Origin of the sequence: Sulfuricurvum sp. (assembly GCF_028681615.1) — a bacterium.
Taxonomy (GTDB): Bacteria; Campylobacterota; Campylobacteria; order Campylobacterales; family Sulfurimonadaceae; genus Sulfuricurvum.
In genome coordinates this window covers 25,781-43,653 of record NZ_JAQUHV010000012.1, presented here as the reverse complement: position 1 = coordinate 43,653, position 17,873 = coordinate 25,781, and the positions used below count along the sequence as shown (strand labels likewise).

At 44.8% G+C, this 17,873-nt stretch carries 22 protein-coding genes; 14 read left to right on the top strand and 8 right to left on the bottom strand.

What is annotated here, in order from left to right; all coding sequences use genetic code 11:
* The first annotated feature begins 5 nt into the window (after window positions 1-5).
* From PHE37_RS10560 to PHE37_RS10525, 8 genes are all read left to right on the top strand, one after another.
* Window positions 6-800, top strand: a complete 795-nt coding sequence (locus tag PHE37_RS10560) for a class I SAM-dependent methyltransferase (protein WP_299995969.1) — start codon at window positions 6-8, stop codon at window positions 798-800.
* Window positions 797-1,645: a ModD protein gene (gene modD, locus PHE37_RS10555; RefSeq protein ID WP_299995967.1), complete on the top strand. Its 849-nt coding sequence runs from the start codon at window positions 797-799 to the stop codon at window positions 1,643-1,645. Before PHE37_RS10560 ends, modD begins: the two co-directional genes overlap by 4 nt.
* The gene (locus PHE37_RS10550) at window positions 1,642-2,043 is read left to right on the top strand and encodes a hypothetical protein (protein ID WP_299995965.1); all 402 of its coding nucleotides are present in this window, start codon (window positions 1,642-1,644) and stop codon (window positions 2,041-2,043) included. The genes modD and PHE37_RS10550 overlap by 4 nt, the downstream gene beginning before the upstream one ends.
* Window positions 2,033-2,707, top strand: a complete 675-nt coding sequence (gene modB, locus PHE37_RS10545; RefSeq protein ID WP_300008588.1) for a molybdate ABC transporter permease subunit — start codon at window positions 2,033-2,035, stop codon at window positions 2,705-2,707. The genes PHE37_RS10550 and modB overlap by 11 nt, the downstream gene beginning before the upstream one ends.
* Window positions 2,704-3,579: an ATP-binding cassette domain-containing protein gene (locus PHE37_RS10540; protein ID WP_299995961.1), complete on the top strand. Its 876-nt coding sequence runs from the start codon at window positions 2,704-2,706 to the stop codon at window positions 3,577-3,579. Before modB ends, PHE37_RS10540 begins: the two co-directional genes overlap by 4 nt.
* Window positions 3,580-3,587: 8 nt before the next feature.
* Entirely contained in the window at window positions 3,588-4,061 is a 474-nt protein-coding gene (locus tag PHE37_RS10535) for a peptidylprolyl isomerase (RefSeq protein ID WP_299995959.1), read from the top strand.
* A 75-nt stretch (window positions 4,062-4,136) separates the two neighbouring features.
* Complete coding sequence (locus PHE37_RS10530; protein WP_299995957.1) at window positions 4,137-4,727, top strand: LemA family protein; 591 nt, start codon at window positions 4,137-4,139, stop codon at window positions 4,725-4,727.
* Between the two features lie 9 nt (window positions 4,728-4,736).
* Complete coding sequence (locus PHE37_RS10525; protein ID WP_299995955.1) at window positions 4,737-6,668, top strand: M48 family metallopeptidase; 1,932 nt, start codon at window positions 4,737-4,739, stop codon at window positions 6,666-6,668.
* 51 nt (window positions 6,669-6,719) lie between these two features.
* Here the strand turns inward: PHE37_RS10525 and PHE37_RS10520 are convergent, their stop codons facing one another.
* Window positions 6,720-7,136, bottom strand: coding sequence for a TOBE domain-containing protein (locus tag PHE37_RS10520; RefSeq protein WP_299995953.1), 417 nt, complete (start codon window positions 7,134-7,136; stop codon window positions 6,720-6,722).
* Between the two features lie 226 nt (window positions 7,137-7,362).
* Between PHE37_RS10520 and PHE37_RS10515 the strand changes: the two genes are divergently transcribed.
* Complete coding sequence (locus tag PHE37_RS10515; RefSeq protein WP_299995951.1) at window positions 7,363-7,875, top strand: hypothetical protein; 513 nt, start codon at window positions 7,363-7,365, stop codon at window positions 7,873-7,875.
* Window positions 7,876-8,091: 216 nt separating this feature from the next.
* Here the strand turns inward: PHE37_RS10515 and PHE37_RS10510 are convergent, their stop codons facing one another.
* A complete protein-coding gene (locus PHE37_RS10510; RefSeq protein WP_299995949.1) occupies window positions 8,092-8,607 on the bottom strand; it encodes a globin in 516 nt (171 codons plus the stop codon).
* Window positions 8,608-8,736: 129 nt separating this feature from the next.
* Here PHE37_RS10510 and PHE37_RS10505 point away from each other — a divergent pair, with 129 nt between their 5' ends.
* The 3 genes from PHE37_RS10505 (at window position 8,737) to PHE37_RS10495 (ending at window position 12,158) form a co-directional block, all read left to right on the top strand.
* On the top strand, window positions 8,737-9,426 hold the full coding sequence (locus PHE37_RS10505; RefSeq protein ID WP_299995947.1) for a response regulator transcription factor: 690 nt from the start codon (window positions 8,737-8,739) through the stop codon (window positions 9,424-9,426).
* On the top strand, window positions 9,413-10,582 hold the full coding sequence (locus PHE37_RS10500; protein ID WP_299995945.1) for a HAMP domain-containing sensor histidine kinase: 1,170 nt from the start codon (window positions 9,413-9,415) through the stop codon (window positions 10,580-10,582). Before PHE37_RS10505 ends, PHE37_RS10500 begins: the two co-directional genes overlap by 14 nt.
* Before the next feature lie 70 nt (window positions 10,583-10,652).
* Complete coding sequence (locus tag PHE37_RS10495) at window positions 10,653-12,158, top strand: diguanylate cyclase (RefSeq protein WP_300008586.1); 1,506 nt, start codon at window positions 10,653-10,655, stop codon at window positions 12,156-12,158.
* A 4-nt stretch (window positions 12,159-12,162) separates the two neighbouring features.
* On the opposite strand, the gene PHE37_RS10490 is transcribed toward PHE37_RS10495, so the two are convergent.
* The 3 genes from PHE37_RS10490 to PHE37_RS10480 form a co-directional block, all read right to left on the bottom strand.
* Window positions 12,163-12,744 carry a hypothetical protein gene (locus tag PHE37_RS10490; protein ID WP_299998020.1) on the bottom strand — a complete coding sequence of 194 codons (582 nt, stop codon included), beginning with the start codon at window positions 12,742-12,744 and terminating at the stop codon, window positions 12,163-12,165.
* Between the two features lie 73 nt (window positions 12,745-12,817).
* Window positions 12,818-13,462, bottom strand: coding sequence for a DUF3530 family protein (locus PHE37_RS10485; RefSeq protein ID WP_299998021.1), 645 nt, complete (start codon window positions 13,460-13,462; stop codon window positions 12,818-12,820).
* Between the two features lie 63 nt (window positions 13,463-13,525).
* On the bottom strand, window positions 13,526-14,149 hold the full coding sequence (locus PHE37_RS10480) for a TPM domain-containing protein (protein ID WP_299998022.1): 624 nt from the start codon (window positions 14,147-14,149) through the stop codon (window positions 13,526-13,528).
* Between the two features lie 215 nt (window positions 14,150-14,364).
* Here PHE37_RS10480 and recQ point away from each other — a divergent pair, with 215 nt between their 5' ends.
* Together recQ and PHE37_RS10470 are read left to right on the top strand one after the other, a co-directional pair.
* Window positions 14,365-16,164: a DNA helicase RecQ gene (gene recQ / locus PHE37_RS10475; protein WP_300008584.1), complete on the top strand. Its 1,800-nt coding sequence runs from the start codon at window positions 14,365-14,367 to the stop codon at window positions 16,162-16,164.
* Window positions 16,165-16,256: 92 nt separating this feature from the next.
* Complete coding sequence (locus tag PHE37_RS10470; RefSeq protein WP_299998050.1) at window positions 16,257-16,724, top strand: peptidylprolyl isomerase; 468 nt, start codon at window positions 16,257-16,259, stop codon at window positions 16,722-16,724.
* A gap of 63 nt (window positions 16,725-16,787) precedes the next feature.
* On the opposite strand, the gene arfB is transcribed toward PHE37_RS10470, so the two are convergent.
* Genes arfB through PHE37_RS10455 form a run of 3 tightly spaced genes read right to left on the bottom strand, consistent with a single transcriptional unit; the run spans window position 16,788 to window position 17,854 of the window.
* Window positions 16,788-17,210, bottom strand: coding sequence for an alternative ribosome rescue aminoacyl-tRNA hydrolase ArfB (gene arfB / locus PHE37_RS10465; protein WP_299997885.1), 423 nt, complete (start codon window positions 17,208-17,210; stop codon window positions 16,788-16,790).
* A complete protein-coding gene (locus tag PHE37_RS10460; protein WP_299997888.1) occupies window positions 17,185-17,571 on the bottom strand; it encodes a HepT-like ribonuclease domain-containing protein in 387 nt (128 codons plus the stop codon). Before PHE37_RS10460 ends, arfB begins: the two co-directional genes overlap by 26 nt.
* Complete coding sequence (locus PHE37_RS10455; RefSeq protein WP_299997891.1) at window positions 17,564-17,854, bottom strand: nucleotidyltransferase domain-containing protein; 291 nt, start codon at window positions 17,852-17,854, stop codon at window positions 17,564-17,566. Before PHE37_RS10455 ends, PHE37_RS10460 begins: the two co-directional genes overlap by 8 nt.
* Window positions 17,855-17,873: the final 19 nt, after the last annotated feature.

The following is a 17,873-nucleotide window of genomic DNA, read 5'->3' as shown; positions in this document are numbered from 1 at the left end:
ACCCAATGTTTTTAGAACCGATCGATTTTGCGGCAATGTACAAAGAGCACAAAGCCACTACCGATTTCAAAGGCAAAACCAGCAGTGACTGGGACGAAAAATCTGCCGATATGGCGGCATCCGTCATCAACAGCCCGTATGTCGACGACTTTATTTCCCGCATGAACATTAGCGGTGACGAGGTCGTTCTCGATATTGGATGCGGGCCGGGAACATTGGCCATCCCGCTGGCAAAACGGGTCAAAGAGGTCATTGCTATCGACTTCTCCGCACAAATGCTCGAAGAGCTGAAAGCCTACGCCGCGCGCGAAGGGGTCACTAATATTAAAACATATCATATCGGATGGGAAGATGACTGGAGCCGGTTGCCGCAGATCGATATCGTTGTCGCTTCCCGATCCATGGAGGTCTCCGACGTCGATGCCGCCCTCTCCAAAATGTCTGCGCATGCGCGTAAACGGTGCTATCTCACCTACAAAGTAGGAGGGAGTTTCGTCGACATGAGCATCCTCGATTACATCGGCAAAAAGGTCAAAACCAAACCCGACTATTGGTACATCCCTATCCTCCTCTATTCACAAGGCTATCTCCCCCGCGTCGATTACATCGAAACAGGCAGAGGCAGTGTCCGAAGCAACACCGAAGATGAATTCGTCGAATCGTTGATCTGGAGCGTACACGAGCTGAGCGAAGAGCAAAAACTCAAAGCACGCGAATATTACCGTGAGGTGATCGTTGGACAAAAGCGTCCTCCACGTGCCGTCAACTGGGCATTTATCGGATGGGAGACATCGGTATGATTATCCTCAATGACCATGAACTTGAAGCATTTTTGAGCGAAGACGTCCCCTACGGCGATCTGACAACCGCATCGCTCGGGATCGGTGAGCAGCGTGCCCGCATCACCTTTGCCACCCGTGAACGCCCTCTCGTCGTCTCCTGCATGGAAGAGGCCGTACGCCTGTGCGGATTGTATGGTTTGGAGATCGACGGATTTGTGAAATCCGGAACCCTTATCCCCCCTAAAAGCGTCTTTCTCGAAGCCCACGGCGAAGCGGGAAACATCCACCGCATCTGGAAGTCTGTCCAAAACCTGATCGACTACGCCAGCGGTATCGCCACCTATACCCGCGAAGCGGTCCTCTTAGCCCGTTCGATCAACCCCGATATCGTCGTCGCCACTACCCGCAAAACGACCCCGTTTACAAAAAAGATTGCGATCAAAGCCGTCGAATCGGGTGGCGGTGTCGCTCACCGTTTGGGACTCTCAGAAAGCATCCTCATCTTCGACTACCACCGCGTCTTTTTTCCGGCAGATGAAGCATTCGCAGAAGCGCTCAATAAAACCAAAAAATCGAACCCCGAGAAAAAGATCGTCATGGAAGCCGAAGACATCGCTCAGGCGTTGAAATTTGCCAGTATGGGAGCCGATATTCTACAACTGGAGAAATTCCCTCTCACCAAACTCTCCGATGCCGTCCGTATATTGCGCGCCGACTATCCTCACATCACCCTGATCGCGACCGGAGGGATCAGTACTAAAAATATCGCCGAATATGCAAGTACGGGAGTCGATATGATCGTCACCTCATCGCCCTACAACGCGCAGCCTGCCGATATCAAAGTGAAAATTGAGCCGCTATGAATATTTTAAAAGCCTCCATTACCTCCGTCACCTCATCCGAACACCTCTCCTGTTTAGGGGTTGCCGTCGGGGAAGATACGTTTTATCTTCTCCTCGCCGAAGCGTCAAATGAAAAAAATTTGCTCAATACCCCTGTGACTCTGGCATTTAAAGAGACCGAGGTTATCCTTTCCGACACACTCTCTGCCGCCACCGCAAACATGCAGCGTGCGTCGGTTCAGACCATAGAGCGCGGAATCATCCTCTCACAAGTCACTCTCACCTATCATGAGACGACGATCATGGCACTCGTGCCGACAGTGACGTTCAACACCCTCTCTATACGTGAAGGCGACGAGGTGTGCTGGATGGTTCAACCGAGCGAAATATCCTTATTGAGAGAGACCCATGGAATCTGAATTCATCAGCACGATGGTGCTGACCTTTAAACTCGCCTCCGTTACGACACTGATACTGCTTGTGATTGCGATTCCCCTTGCATCGTTCTTGGTCTTTAGCCGCATGCGGTTTAAAAGTATCGTAGAGACAATCGTTTCCATGCCGCTTGTCCTGCCTCCGTCCGTTTTAGGGTTTTATCTCCTCCTCGCCTTTACCCCCTCATCATTTATCGGAAAATTTTTGACCGAACACGGCATCCGCCTTGCATTCAGTTTTGACGGGCTCGTCGTCGGCTCTGTCCTCTTTAGTTTACCGTTTATGGTACATCCGATCCAATCGGCCCTTTCCCAAGTACCGCCTTCGATTTTTGAAGCCGCCTATACCCTCGGTAAATCAAAACTCCAGACGATGGTGCGTGTCATCCTCCCCTCAATCCGTCACGGTCTTATCTCCGGAATCGTCCTCGCATTTGCCCACACGGTCGGAGAGTTCGGGGTGATCCTCATGATAGGCGGAAACATTCCGGGTGAAACCCGCGTCGCTTCCATCGCCATCTATGACGAGGTCGAATCGCTCAACTACGCACTGGCGCACCAATACGCCCTCACCCTTTTTGCGGTTACCTTTGCGATACTGCTTCTCGTCTACACCCTCAATAAAAAATCGTTGGGCGGTATTCGATGATATTTCTTAATATTACAAAGCGGCTCGACACCGCAGAGGGGATACTTCAAGCCCATTTTGAGCTAAAAATCGAGGATGGGGAATTTATAACCCTCTTCGGTCCCTCAGGTGCGGGAAAAACGACGTTGATGCGGATGATTGCAGGTCTCGAAAAACCCGATAGCGGAGTGATCGAAGTAGACGGAGAAGTGTGGTTCGACAGTACGAAAAAAATCAATCTCCCTCCCCAGAAACGGAGCATCGGATTTGTATTCCAAGACTATGCCCTATTCCCTACGATGAGCGTACGTGAGAATCTCCTGTTTGCCGCGGACAACAGTGAACAACGTTCCAATATTGATGAGCTGATCGAACTCGTCGAGCTGACCGCACTCTCCGATCGTCTCCCCTCCACGCTCTCGGGCGGACAGAAACAGCGGGTTGCCCTTGCCCGTGCATTAGTGCGCCGTCCTAAAATTCTCCTCCTCGATGAACCGCTCTCGGCGCTTGATCCTCTTATGCGCCAGAAACTCCAGGACGAACTTACCCTGATCCATCAACGTCTCGGTGTTACGACCCTTCTGGTCAGCCACGACATCGCCGAAACCGTCAAGCTCTCCGACCGTCTCGCTTCCGTCGAATCGGGACGGATCAAATCGATCTGCCCCCCAATGGAGTTCTTTAGTCCGCAAGCCCTCAGCGGAAAACTGCAGCTCATCGGCGAGGTTCTCAAAATCGAAGAGGACTCTCCAGCCGTGATCGTAACACTGCTCGTAGGCTCCTCCGTCGTTCGTACCGTTCTTAGCTCCACTGAGGCTTCAGAACTACGTGTGGGCGGACACGCTATAATCTCGACCAAAGCGTTTAACCCTATCCTCATACCGCTACCCTAAGGAACCTTATGACCATCACCAAAAATTGTCTCGTTACCATCGATTACCATATCAACGACACGGAGGGAAACCTTCTCCACGAAGAAGAGGAGTCTCTTGTCTATCTCCACGGTAATTACGGCCACATCTTCCCTACGGTCGAACAAGCGTTGGAAGGCAAAAGCATCGGAGAAACGTTCAAAATCACCCTTACATCGGATAAAGCATTCGGAAAATATGATCCCTCTCTCGTGATCACAGAAGCTCTCAGCGAGTTGCCGGTAGAGGTAAGTGTCGGGATGGAACTCGACGGATATTTCGAAGAAGATTCCGATGACGTCATCATTTATACCGTCACTGAAATCAATGGAGATCATGCCACTATGGACGGAAATCACCCGCTAGCAGGAATGGATCTCATTTTTGAGGGGACGGTTCTGGATATTCATGAAGCGACTCCGGAAGAGATCAAAGAAGTCTTGGAGTTTCATCACCATCACTGATTCGATCATTTAATCTATCAAAATAAAATATTTTTTTGTATACTGTCTTTACAAAAAAATAGGGAGATAGTTTAAATGGGAAAATACTTTGTCGGGATAGTTATTTTCGGGGTAATTTTTTATATTATTTCGATTTTTAACCGTCTCGTTGTTACCAAGAACCGATACATCAATGCCTTTTCCCAAATCGATGTACAGCTCAAACGCCGCTACGATCTGATCCCTTCCTTGGTCGAAGTGGCAAAACGGTACATGGAGCACGAACAGAGTACCCTTGAACGGGTAATTGCCGCACGTAACGGAGCATCAAAACAATTGCGTGAAGCGCATAATAACCCTGCCGATCCTACTGCCATCCGCCAAATGTCTGAAGCCGAAAACACACTTCGCGGTGCAATTTCGCATTTTAGTATGGTGATGGAAAATTATCCTCAGATCAAAGCCGATACGACGATGCAAAACCTCCAAGAAGAGCTTGCCACCACCGAAAACAAAATCGCCTTCGCCCGACAGTTTTATAATGATTCGGTCATGGAATACAATATCTATCGTCAATCTTTTCCGCAAACCCTGTTTGCCACCCTATTCGGACATACGAGTGATGCTGCCATGATCGAGTTTGAGGATGCGAAAGAGATTCAGAATCCTCCAAAAATGGCATTTTAGCGGTTCGGCATGAATTTTTTTGATGCACAACAGCAAGCAAAAGCATCCACTAGCCGTCTGATTATTGTATTTATACTAGGTGTTGGCGGTTTTGCAGCCTCTATCTCGATGTTGATACTTAGTATTGATCACTATCTATTAACCGGAAAATTTATCCCAAAACACTTTGAAGAAGCTCTATTTATACGATCATTTATTTCAGTCATTTTTATCGTTGGTATGGCTTCATTTTTTCAATACTTTATGCTCAAAGATGGAGGAAAAGTTGTTGCCCTCTCTCTCGGCGGGAGACTTATTACGGCGTTATCCCAAGAGAAATCGCATCAGGTTCTCCTTAATGTCGTCGAAGAGATGTCCATTGCCTCAGGAATTTCCCCGCCGAGTGTCTATCTGTTATCGGATAGTGGGATCAACGCTTTTGCAGCCGGATTTACCTACAATGACGCCGTGATCGGAGTTACACAAGGGGCATTGGACCAACTAAACCGTGAAGAGCTTCAAGGGGTGATAGCCCATGAGTTCAGCCATATTTTTAACGGCGATATGCGCATCAATCTCCATCTTAGCGGTATGGTATACGGAATCGTTTTTATCGGTGCCGTCGGCAGATTTATCGTCGATGCACTCCATGATTCCCATCTGGACAGATACGTATCACGCAGTTCCGATACTAAAAAAGGGGGGAATCCTATCGTTGCCCTCTACCTGTTAGGGTTAGGATTGATGGTGTTGGGATGGATCGGTACCTTTATCGGCGAATGGATCAAAGCAATGATTTCGCGCCAAAGAGAATATCTCGCAGACGCTTCAGCCGTTCAATATACACGCTACCCTCAGGGAATCGCCAACGCCCTTATCAAAATAGGAGCCTCTTCGGAAGGCGCTTCCATCCGATCTTCTGCCGGAGGAACCTATGCTCACCTCTTTTTTGCCGACGGTATTACCAATTTTTGGGATCATTTTTTCTCAACACATCCGAAACTCCAAGACCGAATCCGTCGAATAGACCCGTCATGGAACGGGAAGTTTGTTCTAAAAGAGACGAAATCACCGATACGTTCAAAATCCACCTCTAACGTATCCGAATCTGAATTCATCCCTTCCTCAGCCGCTTCGGTGTTAACAAGTCCGATAGTGATCGATACCCTCTCACGTATCGCCCAGCAACCCGGTAATCAAAATCTCAAATATGCCCGTACCCGTATTGATGCCCTGCCCGACTCGTTACATACAATGTGTGCGAACGCACTGAGTGCCCAGTGGATTATATTGACATTACTTCTAAGCACAGAGAATATTACCCTCCTAAAACAAGAAAAATATCTCAAAAATATCTCTCCGATGTTGTACAAAAATATCACCAGTACCTATACTAAGATGCTTGATCTGCCGCGCGGTGCCCATCTCGATCTCATCAATCTCTCAATCCCGTCGCTTAAAATGATGTCTGAACAGCAATACCGTGTTTTTCGTCAAACCGTTATCGACTTGATAGAGATGGATCAGGTTGTTTCGATCTGGGAATGGTCGCTGCATGCAATCGTTTTGACCCCGCTGGATCGGGAGTTTGGACTCTCCAAAGCACCAAGAGAGCGTTATAGAAAAATAGAAGAGATTCAAGAGCCGCTCAGTGTCCTCTTTTCGCTGCTGATCCAAACTCAATTTGGCAATGAAAAACGTATTAATGAGTCGATAGAAGCCCTGAGAACGGCTCTAATCCTTCCGACACTTTCCTACCACTCCGATGTTTCACTCAGCTCATTGAGCAAGGCTATCGATCAGATTCAGTGTGCCTCGACTGCAATTCGTACTATGGTCCTAGAACAAGCGATTCATTTACTGGGCAGTGACGGTACACATTTTGATGACGACATAGAAATGATCCATGCATTGGGTTCATTGTTGCTTATCCCGCTCTCTTCACTCGACATACCTAAATAGAGAAATAAACAGTGCTGATTACATACCGGGCAATGCCCGGAAAAGAGAGAATTATTTAGCGAGGATGATGAAGTTTGCTTTGATGAGGGCGTAAACGGTATCGCCTACTTTAAAATCCAAATCTTCGACAGAATCTTCCGTGATTACGGCAGTGAGGGTTTGATCACCCATAGCGAGTTTCAATTCGCCGTTAACGATCCCTTTTTTTACTTCGGTTACTTTGGTTTCAATGATATTTCGAGTGCTGATTTTACCCGGTTTTTCTTTTGCAACCATAACAAAGGGAGCTTTGATGATGGCACAAATCGTTTCGCCGACGACTAATTCCATCTCATCTACAGAATCATTGGTAATTACAGATTTCAAAACGACATCGCCGCCTACCGAGAGGACAACTTCACTGTTAATCTGACCTTTTTTGATCTCGGTAATGGTCCCTTTGATCTCGTTACGTGCACTTGTTTTCATGACATATCCTTTAAAAATTTTGGATGAATGTCTGCGGTTGACGAAAGTATCACGCAAATAAACTTAAATTTTAGCTTATGTATATGATGATATAGCGCATACTTATTTTTGTTTAATATTAATCGAAATAATCTACCCGTTCATCGTGAATACTTTATGCATATATCATAACATCAATCATTATATCAAAAAAGATATAATGTACTTTTTTCAAAAAGGGGTAGAGATGAAAAGTAGAGTAGTATTAAAAGCGGTAACGATTTCGTTAATGATCGCCAGTGTCCTTATGATTGTAATCACTGTCGTTCTGAATCAATCCGGACTTTATCCGTTTGATGTAACGGGTTATCATATGGGTGCCGGATTTCTCTTTTTGGGTGTCATCCCGATGCATGTTTATATGATGCGGCAAAAACTGAAAAAACTCTCAGAACAGATAGTGTCTCTCGCATCGATGGGAGAAATAACATCTTCATGCGCATCACAACTTTTGCCCAATGCTCTGCACACTAAGAGTCTGGGAGAATTTTGCCGCTTTTTGGGTTTGGATACCATAGCTATTCGAGACAAATTACATCATGAACACATCATGGTAATTGATATGGAAGAAGCGATTGAAACCATCGCTTCCAAAAACCGCACCGATGCAATGAAAATCTTTTCGATCATGCTTCAAAAAGAGCCAATGAAAACATCTTCACATGAACTTTATAGCGGAAACCTGATTTTTGCAGCGTAATGGAGGTCGATTGTCTTACCTCCCCGTTTTATGTATCATCTAGAATCTACGTATTTATGAAGTGGTAATTCGCAATTAACGCAAGAGCAGAGCAGGAGCTAAAAAAATTCCAATGATACATAAAACGGTATTGTCGATGTCTTTGAGGCGTAGTCGCCTCAGTCAATACCATCTAAATGAAATTGACTGAGAAGACTATCCTCCCCTCCTCTATGCCTATCCACTGCACGAACCAAACATCTTCATCTCTACAAAGTCAATCCAAATATCTTTATAAGGATATCGGGGTACGTGTGCCATGGTGCGACGGTTGATCATCCAAAGTGACAAAGGTTCAATCCAATTCCAAAAATCTTCGATGCATTCAGATGGCATTTTCATATCTTTGATCGCTTTTTTATACATCTCCAGCCATACATCACGTGCATGTTCATCAACGGTTATTTGAAAATAACGCATTTTTAGAGCCGGATAAGCGTATTGTGTTTTTGAAAATCTACCATTCGATAGAACATCCACAAAAAAATCAGCAGTTTTACGAGTAGCATGTTCAAACTTATCGTGATCATTCGATAAGAAATTATCCAATTCACTAAGACGCAGTAAATTGTGGTGATAACGGACCATTTGACGGATTTTCTCCTCTCCCCATATCATATACAGATGGAGTGACGGCAACGCGGGAATTTCAGGGGTAATGTTTTTTATCCCCCTACTCATTATTTTTGTCATATCAACCCCTTTCATTCAAACGTTATATCTTAAATGATATAACGTTATTATAGAATAAATTGCTTAAAAAATTGTAAGACTTTTTGATAAAGGATGAGTTCTATTTTCTAACGATGCTATAATCCGACTATGCAAACCAATCCAATATCGCGCCAAAAAATTTTATTGCTAGAAGACGATGAAACCCTCTCTGAAATCATTCAAGAGTTCCTTGAAGAACTCGGATATGAAGTCGTCTGTGTCTATGACGGTTTCGAAGCAGTGGATACCGCCTACGATGAAGCATTTGACCTCTACTTACTGGATATCAAAGTGCCGTTACAAAACGGTTTCGATGTATTAAAGCAACTCCGTCACGAGGGAAAAGAGAACCCTGCTATTTTTATCAGTTCCCTCTCAAGCATCGATGACCTTTCCAAAGCATTTGATTCGGGATGCGATGATTTTCTACGCAAACCTTTTGAGCTCAAAGAACTGGAAATCAGGATCAAATCGCTTATGAAGCGACAATTTTTCCATAAATCAAACGATAAAATCACCATTACAAAAAATATCTATTTTAACCCTCAGCTCAATCGGCTTTATGAAGATGATAAAGAGGTACCCCTAGCCAGAAAAGAGTCGAAAATACTCAAAATGCTCCTCACCCATCCCGGAGAAATAATCAGTAATGAGCAATTTTTTTCCGCCGCATGGGACTACGATGATGACACAAAAGAAGAAAGTCTGCGAACCCACATCAAGAATCTCCGCAAGATCTTAGGGAAAGAGACCATCGTCAATATACGGGGTCAGGGTTATTATCTTGCTCAACATTGAACGCAAACCACTCATCCAGTTCGTATCGGTCTTTGTTGGCCTGAATACCCTGTTTTTATTGACCCTCTCGATCCTCTATTATTACTATCAAAAAAACATCTATTTCGATATACGCCAAAATTCAATACGCTATTATGCGGATAAAGTGGATGAAAACATCTACTCTGCCACTTCCATACAGGACATCAAAGACTGGATGATCGGCGATCCCCGTTTTGAAGTAGCCATCCTGGATGACAAAAAAAAAGTCGTCTATACGTCAGACAAACCTTTTGCAATCCCCTTTAAATTAGGCGTTTTCGAATATAACAATCACTTCTATTCTATAGAACCGATCGATATGGAAAAGCTCCACCGCTGCCGATATTTAGTCATCCGTGCCGATTCCATTGACAAAGAACTTGCCAAAACCCGTAAAAGTATTTTTATCGTATTGACCTTCTCAATCATCTTTATGACGCTTGTCATCTATACGCTCTCCAAACTTTTTCTTCGCCCGTTGCGCGTGTATATCAGTAAACTCGACCGTTTTATTCGGGATACGACCCACGAGCTCAATACGCCTCTCTCGATTATTACAATGAGTGTCGAACGTTTGTATGAAGAAGGACCCGATCCGAAAATCGACAAACATCTTGGGCGCATAACGGTTGCACTACGGACGATTTCGCATCTGTACAACGACCTGACGTTTCTGACACTCTATCAAAAAACTGCCTATGCCGTACAATCACTCGATCTTGCCCCCATACTCGAAGAACGCATCCATTATTTTCGTCCACTTGCCGATGCCAAAAAAATCACTTTTGAGTTGAATATTCAACCCACGTTTGTAAAAGCCCATTCGGAAAAACTGATTCGAGTTCTCGATAATCTCCTCTCCAATGCTATCAAATATAATAAACGCTCCGGACATATTACAGTCGTTTTAAAAAACGGCCTTTTATCCGTTAGCGATACAGGTATCGGAATACCCAAAGATAAACTAAACGATATTTTTTTACGCTATACCCGTTTTGATGATGCAAACGGAGGATTCGGAATCGGCCTCAATATCGTCCATATGATTTGTCAGGAATACCATTTTCCGATCACAGTTGAATCGCATCTTCATGAAGGGACAACCTTTAATATCCGATTCAATACAACTCCTTAAAGGTTTTAAAATCAACTCGTGCTACATTTATAAGCTATAATGATTCTTTTCCCGATAAGGAGGAAGCAGTATGGATATCGATAAACGTTTCCATATAATTAAATACTATCCGCTCTTTCTCCTCATTTTGATGGCTGCTTATATTGCTGCAAATAAGTTTAGCCTTGCCTTTACTACCATGAGTGAGGGGATGTCGATCGTTTGGTTCCAAAACGGTATCTTATTAGCGGCTTTTCTCCTGCGCCCTGTACGAGAATGGATATGGATTGCATTATCGATCATTACAGCTGAAGTCATTGCCGACAGTTCCGTTTTTACTCCTCTTCAGGCATTTTGGTTTGCGATGATCAATCTCGGAGAAACCATGCTCTCCGCCTATCTTATGCAACGCCTTTGTACGACGCATCAAAGTTTCAACAATATCCGTTTTGTCCTTTTGTTCATCGTTATCGCCCTTGCAATCAACCCATCGTTCAGCGCACTCTTCGTAGAGCTTTTCTATAACACTCAAATCGACGTACTGGATGACTTTATAGCTTCTTGGCGAATCCGGTTTTTCGGCGATTCACTCGGTATACTATTCCTAACCCCTTTTATCCTTTCTTGGTTGGAATACCCGAAAAAATTTCTTTTCACTCAGCATCTTTACGAATCCATTTTTACCGATACCGCGACTATTGCCCTTGCGTTTTCCCTTTTTTCGATCGGATTTACCCCGAGTGTCCTACCCACAACCCCCATGATTTTTGTTTTGATTACCCTATGGATCGTCTATCGTAACGGACTCCGTTCAGGGATGACGATGGGGATGATCATCAGTATGATCGCTATTTATTACACCATTCACCATCAGGGTCCGTTCTCGGTTTTTACCCCCGTACAGAATACGCTCTACATACAGGAATTTATCGCGGCACTTATGACATCAACCCTCTTTTTCGGAGTTTTGCTCCGTCAGGTCAATGAAACGAACGATTTGCTTTTGCAATCGAACAATGCATTGGAGTCATTGGCCCAAAATCTTGAGAGCGAAATACAAAAGAAAACGGCAGAACTTCAAAAAGCGAATGAGATGCTGATGCAGTTGGCCATTACCGATCCGCTCACCCACATTTACAACCGGCGCTATCTCGAAGAGAATGCAACGAGGGAAATCGCCCATGCCGCACGATATAGGACTCCGTTATCGTTAATCTTATTCGATATCGACTTTTTTAAAGTCATCAATGATACTTATGGCCATCAAAGCGGTGATAATGTTCTGATCTGCATTACCCAAAGCGTCAAAACACGCATTCGTAAAGATGACATTTTTGCCCGTATCGGGGGGGAAGAATTTGTCCTTTTACTGCCAAGTATCTCTGTTGAACAAGCGGTAATTTTAGCTGAAGAGATCAAAGAGAGCATTGCATCGTTGGTTATCCCGTCCATAAACGGATCGGTATCCTGCACCGTCAGTCTGGGTGTCTCTGAATTTCAGCCGCAGTTTAAAAGTTTTTCCGAATTCTTGAATGATGCAGACCAAAAATTATATCGGGCAAAAGAGAGCGGACGTAATACTGTAATCTGGGAATAATGCCCTACTTCGAGACCGTCATCATCGTATTTATGACTCGAAATGGGATTTTATTTTTCAACAACACTTGAATTTCATGGTATGTGTACATTTTATAGGGTGATTTGGCTGTTTGAATGTGTTTTATAATCTCTTTTTGATGTAATCGCTTGTTCCGTAACCCTTCTATGATATTGATTACTCTCCAGCCGCTCGGACCGACATAAAAAAGTTTATTATCGGATTCTTCGATCATCTCGAACGCTTTCGGATTTGCATGCAAGATTTCGCGAACTTCCCTTGTTTTATTCTCTTTGACCTTTTGATTGAGTTCATCAATATTGACTTCGATTTCCGCTTCCGTACTCATGGAAGTTTTATTGGATTTTTTAGAGAGCTCTTTTTTAGAAGCGATTTTACTAGGCGGACTTTTTTTATTCTCTGCCGTCTTTTCTACCGGTACAGTAGCCAGATGTGCGGACGAAGCATTGGTGTCGGCTTTAGGTCCCGGAAGTATCGTATCTTTTTCGACGCTATGCTGTGCACATCCTGCAAACATTGCCAGCGCTATAATGATGATAAAAAAGTGAATAGTGTTACGTTGCATTCCTGGAACCTCATAATTCTTTTAAATATAATACAACATAAAAGCTTGCAGCATATTTATTATTCAAATATCTCTACTGCTCCAACCACCCTTCAACGTCCTCAACGACAAATTCCATCGATCCGTCCAAGAGATGATCCGCACCTTCGACACCGTACTGTTGATAATGTTCTGCGACAAGCGGCGCACGCAGTACAGCAAAATTTTCATCTTCGCTGTTGCCTCTGCCCCAGATATCGAGTGTTTTGATCTTAATTTTCGGCATGTTGTCGGTACACGAAATCAGCTTGCTCTTATTTCCACGGCACCCAATAGCGATATAACCCGCGATCGGAGCATTGGGATGAGAAACCAGATAACTGCTGGTCATCCCCGCACCCAGCGAATGCCCCATCAAATAGATCGTTTTGACCCCTTTACTGTGTAAAAACTCGATCGCCTGATCGATCATCGCATCGACTTTCGGCTGCTCTTTCTCATACTCTTCATACCCTTCGTATTGATTGGGCATTTGCAGCGATAAGGTATGAAAACCGATGTCTTTATTGAGCGCCAAGCGCAGAGGCTTAACGACTTTAAAATCAGGGTTCATCCCTTTACCGTGTGCCAAAATGATCCCTTTATCGCTTTGACCTTGGAGATAAAGGGCTTTTTCAGGGATTGAAGCGGCGAACATATACATCGGAAGTAAAATCGATAACAGGGAAAGACGACGCATAGGGTATCCTTCTATTTTTGCATAAGCATACTCATCATCTATAAATTTTGTGTAAAAACACTCTCAATTTTGATCGATAATCAGCTCGTTCGGCAACTCGTCCACATCTCCAGCTTCGGCCGGAAATTCTCTCTTCAAAATCGCACCACACGCTTCGATCGCTTCCAAATAGCCTTGTGCTACATTTTTCGTCTCTAAATTCTGACGAAACTCTTCGATAACCGCTTGCCATGTTTCAGTTGATATTTTCGCATCGATTCCGATATCGGTGATGATCTCGGCATATTTCTCATCGATGGAGACAAAAAACAAAATTGCCCGCCGCTTCGACGTCCGGTACAATCCGAACTTTCGGAAACTCTGCTGTGCAACCAATGCCGCTTGACGATGTTTGACCGCCGAAGGAACTAATCCATTTGTGACTACGGATAATTGGGTGAGGATCATCAATAGAATAAAGGAAGTAATCTGCAACTGAAATATTTTTTCAATACTAAACCAATCGGTTAGCCAAAAAATCAAATGGGGTATTAGCAATGCACTAAGTGCCGCAACGAAAAAAGCGTATATTCGATAATTACCGCTTTTTTGAGTAATCACGGCGACAAACTCACACGAGCTTTGACGTTCGGCACTCTCAATCGCTTCTTTGATCTGCTCTTTTATACTCTCGTTTATCTGCTTCATTAACTCCCCAATCCGTATCCGCTAAAAATGTCATATAAATCTCTACTCATTGAAGCGGATGAATTTCCAATTGTATCAATAATCGAGCCAAAAGTCAGAATTTTTATTAGAGAAGCAGATAATAATGAATAGAATAAAATCTAAAAGTGCATAGCACTGCTTCATCTTTTACCTGCATGCTATAATGGCGGAATTCATCCCTGAAAAGGCGCCTCTTGTCCGAACCTCTCACCGACACATACAAAGTCCTCAAACATACCTTCGGATTCCCAGGTTTTCGAGAGATGCAAGAAGAGGCGGTGGACGCGATTCTAAGCCGGCGCGATCTGGCGATGCTGCTCCCGACCGGAGGGGGAAAATCGCTCTGTTATCAGCTCCCTACCCTAATGATGAAGGGGATAACTATCGTTGTTTCTCCTCTTATAGCCCTCATGCACGATCAGGTACTCGCCCTCCATGAGCTCGGCATCGAGGCGGCGATGATCTCATCCGCACAATCGGCACAAGAGCAGCAGGAGAGCTTTTCAAAAGCAAAAAACGGCATCTTAAAGTTCCTCTACATCGCTCCTGAACGGTTGGCAAACGGAGGATTCATCTCGTGGCTGGCGACACTGGATATTAACTTTTTCGTCATCGACGAAGCCCACTGTATCAGTGAATGGGGGCATGAGTTCCGCGACGACTACCGACGACTCGGCGAGCTACGTTCCGCATTCCCGCATACCCCTATCGCCGCCTTTACCGCCACTGCCACCCCGAAAGTACGTGAAGACATCCTCTCCCAGTTGGGACTGAACGATCCTCTGATACTACGTGCACCCGTACTGCGCAAAAACATCACGATCACCGTCCGTGAACGCGACAGCGGATGGCGAACCGAACTCATGAACATTTTGAACAAACACGAGGGGGAGAGCGGGATCATCTACGCCTTTTCCCGCAAAGAGACCGAAGAAGTCGCCGACTTTCTATCAAAAAAATCGCTGCGCTGTGCGGCCTACCATGCGGGGATGAGTTCAGAGCAGCGCCAAAGCGTCCATCAGGCATTCTTAAACGACGAGACCCAGATCATCGTCGCCACCGTCGCATTCGGGATGGGGATCGATAAGGGGGATATCCGCTTCGTCATCCACACCTCTTTGCCTAAAACGATCGAGAACTACTATCAGGAGATCGGGCGTGCGGGACGTGACGGGATCGACTCCGAAGCCGTCCTCTTTTATTCAGGGAGCGATTTTTACAACAAAAAAAGACTCATCGATGAGGGAAGCGACCCTCAGTATCGCGAGATGATCCTCGCCAAACTCCGTGCCGCGATGGATTATGCCACCGCCGAAGAGTGTCGTCACCGTCTGATCGCCTCTTATTTCAGCGACACCGTAGAACCCTGCGGTGATCGGTGCGACAACTGCAAAGACTCAGGCAGTCCCAAAACCGACATCACCGTCCCCGCCCAAAAATTCCTCTCGTGTCTCTACAAAACAGGGGAACGTTTCGGCGCAACCTATCTTTCCGAAGTGCTCTGCGGAGAGGAAAAAGAGAAAATCCTCTCCAACGCACATGAAAATCTCAGTGTTTTCGGGATAGGGAAAGATATGAGTAAGAGCACATGGAACACGGTTGCCAAACGGCTCATCGAACTCGGCGCCATCGAGCCTGACGAGTACAAAGCGCTGAAACTTACCGCGAGCGGTGCAGAGATTCTCAAAGGCAAACAGAGCGTCCACATCCGACAAGATCGTCTCTCCCCTAAAAAAGCCTCTGTCAAAACCAAAACACGCGATCTTCATGCACCGATACATTTCGAGGATTTCAAAACCCTCCGTGCCACCATCGCCAAAGAACACCGCATCCCTGCCTACATCGTCTTCGGAGACAAAACCCTCTATGAACTCGCCGAACAGCTTCCGCGTACAAAAGAGGAGATGCTCGGCATCAGCGGTATCGGGGAGGTGAAATTCGAACGATACGGAGACGCATTTTTAAAGCTATCGCGGGAGTTGAGCGGTAAGTAGCTCTCAATATTACCGTTTCGATACAAGCATCGTATCCATTTCTATCTATAATGCAGAGTGAATTATCCAAATCTTACACCATTGGAGTCCCTATGCCTGTCACTAAAAATTCTATTGTCACTGTCGATTATCAGATTTTCGACACAGAGGGTAACCTCCTTCACGAGGAAGATGAACCGATTGTTTATCTCCATGGTGATTACGGTCAGATTTTTAAGGCCATCGAAGAGGCATTGGAAGGGAAAGAAGTCGATGATACCTTCACCGTCAAACTCTCATCCGACAAAGCATTCGGTGAATATGATCCTGAGTTGGTTGTCACGGAAGCACTCAGCGAACTCCCCGCAGAGGTAACTATCGGCATGGAAGTCGACGGCTATCTCGATGAAGATGGCGAAGATGTCATTATCTATACGGTCACTGATATAGAAGGTGATCGTGCCACACTCGATGGAAATCATCCACTCGCGGGTATAGATCTCGTTTTCGAAGGAAAAATCTTGGATATAGAATCAGCAACGGCAGAAGAAATCGAAGAGATTCTCAATAGCGATGACTAAAATTCAGGTCTCTATTCCCAACATGTTTGTTGGGAATTTTAATACGCTAAAACCTCTTTATAATCATCCTTCACCTTTATCTACTTTACCCCGCATCTTCTTGATATTCCCGTGCTTTGTCTTGCTGTCCATCCGCCGTTTTTGAGAGTTCTTCGTCGGCTTGGTCGCTCTTCGTTTCTTCTGAACGACAGTGACGCTTTTGATCAGCTCTTTGAGCCGTTCCAATGCCGCTTCTTTGTTCTCTTCCTGACTTCTCGATTCTTGGGATTTGATGTTGATGATCCCGTCTTTGGTGATACGGTGATCGGTAATCTCCAGGAGGCGTTCTTTGTAGAAATCAGGAAGCGTTGAGGCGTTGATATCGAATCGTAGATGGATGGCGGTGGAGACTTTGTTGACATTTTGTCCCCCTGCTCCCTGAGAGCGGATAGCGGTTATCTCGATCTCGGAGTCGGGGATACTAACGGTGTGGGAAATCTGCAGCATTTATATCACTAATTATTTTTTCTACCGTTAACTGCATGGGTATGATCTGCTGATCACATATCCAATATATCTCATCGGCATCAATGTCAAAATAGTGATGGGAAATAATATCTCTCACCCCTTTTGCCCCGATCCAGTCTATTTCAGAATATTCTTGCAGTAATTTTTTATCAGTGAGCTTATCAATTTTTTTGAGACTTTCACCAATAGCGATGAGTTGCATACAAATACCGTCAAGTTTCTCTTTCCCTTCAGGGGAGTCGGTAAAATAGTTGCTATTTATTACAGGTTCAAAGCGTGTAGTAACCGTTTTAAGTGCCTCATTGATTTGTTCGAGGATGATGAGGACTTGGTTAGACAAAAACAGCCTCATTCTCAATATTTTGTTTGAGGTAGGGATTCATTTTTTCACGATAACGGATTACATCAACATTGGTATGAAAAAGCTTTTCTAGAACGTTTTTAGCATGAACGATGGCAAACATATCCGGTGTTTTAGTTTCTACTACGACATCTATATCACTGTTTGATTTTGCTTCATTACGGACGGTTGAACCAAAAAGCCCTATACGGATGATCCCAAAATGATCGGCAAAATCGTTTTTAAACTGCTTTAGAATATCAAGCGCTTGATCTTTTTGCATCCGTGTCCTTTTGATTTTA

Coding starts and splice junctions, on each gene's coding strand:
- PHE37_RS10560 (WP_299995969.1), top strand. CDS start 6: ATGTTTTTAGAACCGATCGATTTTGCGGCAATGTACAAAGAGCACAAA.
- modD (WP_299995967.1), top strand. CDS start 797: ATGATTATCCTCAATGACCATGAACTTGAAGCATTTTTGAGCGAAGAC.
- PHE37_RS10550 (WP_299995965.1), top strand. CDS start 1,642: ATGAATATTTTAAAAGCCTCCATTACCTCCGTCACCTCATCCGAACAC.
- modB (WP_300008588.1), top strand. CDS start 2,033: ATGGAATCTGAATTCATCAGCACGATGGTGCTGACCTTTAAACTCGCC.
- PHE37_RS10540 (WP_299995961.1), top strand. CDS start 2,704: ATGATATTTCTTAATATTACAAAGCGGCTCGACACCGCAGAGGGGATA.
- PHE37_RS10535 (WP_299995959.1), top strand. CDS start 3,588: ATGACCATCACCAAAAATTGTCTCGTTACCATCGATTACCATATCAAC.
- PHE37_RS10530 (WP_299995957.1), top strand. CDS start 4,137: ATGGGAAAATACTTTGTCGGGATAGTTATTTTCGGGGTAATTTTTTAT.
- PHE37_RS10525 (WP_299995955.1), top strand. CDS start 4,737: ATGAATTTTTTTGATGCACAACAGCAAGCAAAAGCATCCACTAGCCGT.
- PHE37_RS10520 (WP_299995953.1), bottom strand. CDS start 7,136: ATGAAAACAAGTGCACGTAACGAGATCAAAGGGACCATTACCGAGATC.
- PHE37_RS10515 (WP_299995951.1), top strand. CDS start 7,363: ATGAAAAGTAGAGTAGTATTAAAAGCGGTAACGATTTCGTTAATGATC.
- PHE37_RS10510 (WP_299995949.1), bottom strand. CDS start 8,607: ATGACAAAAATAATGAGTAGGGGGATAAAAAACATTACCCCTGAAATT.
- PHE37_RS10505 (WP_299995947.1), top strand. CDS start 8,737: ATGCAAACCAATCCAATATCGCGCCAAAAAATTTTATTGCTAGAAGAC.
- PHE37_RS10495 (WP_300008586.1), top strand. CDS start 10,653: ATGGATATCGATAAACGTTTCCATATAATTAAATACTATCCGCTCTTT.
- PHE37_RS10490 (WP_299998020.1), bottom strand. CDS start 12,744: ATGCAACGTAACACTATTCACTTTTTTATCATCATTATAGCGCTGGCA.
- PHE37_RS10485 (WP_299998021.1), bottom strand. CDS start 13,462: ATGCGTCGTCTTTCCCTGTTATCGATTTTACTTCCGATGTATATGTTC.
- PHE37_RS10480 (WP_299998022.1), bottom strand. CDS start 14,149: ATGAAGCAGATAAACGAGAGTATAAAAGAGCAGATCAAAGAAGCGATT.
- PHE37_RS10470 (WP_299998050.1), top strand. CDS start 16,257: ATGCCTGTCACTAAAAATTCTATTGTCACTGTCGATTATCAGATTTTC.
- arfB (WP_299997885.1), bottom strand. CDS start 17,210: ATGCTGCAGATTTCCCACACCGTTAGTATCCCCGACTCCGAGATCGAG.
- PHE37_RS10455 (WP_299997891.1), bottom strand. CDS start 17,854: ATGCAAAAAGATCAAGCGCTTGATATTCTAAAGCAGTTTAAAAACGAT.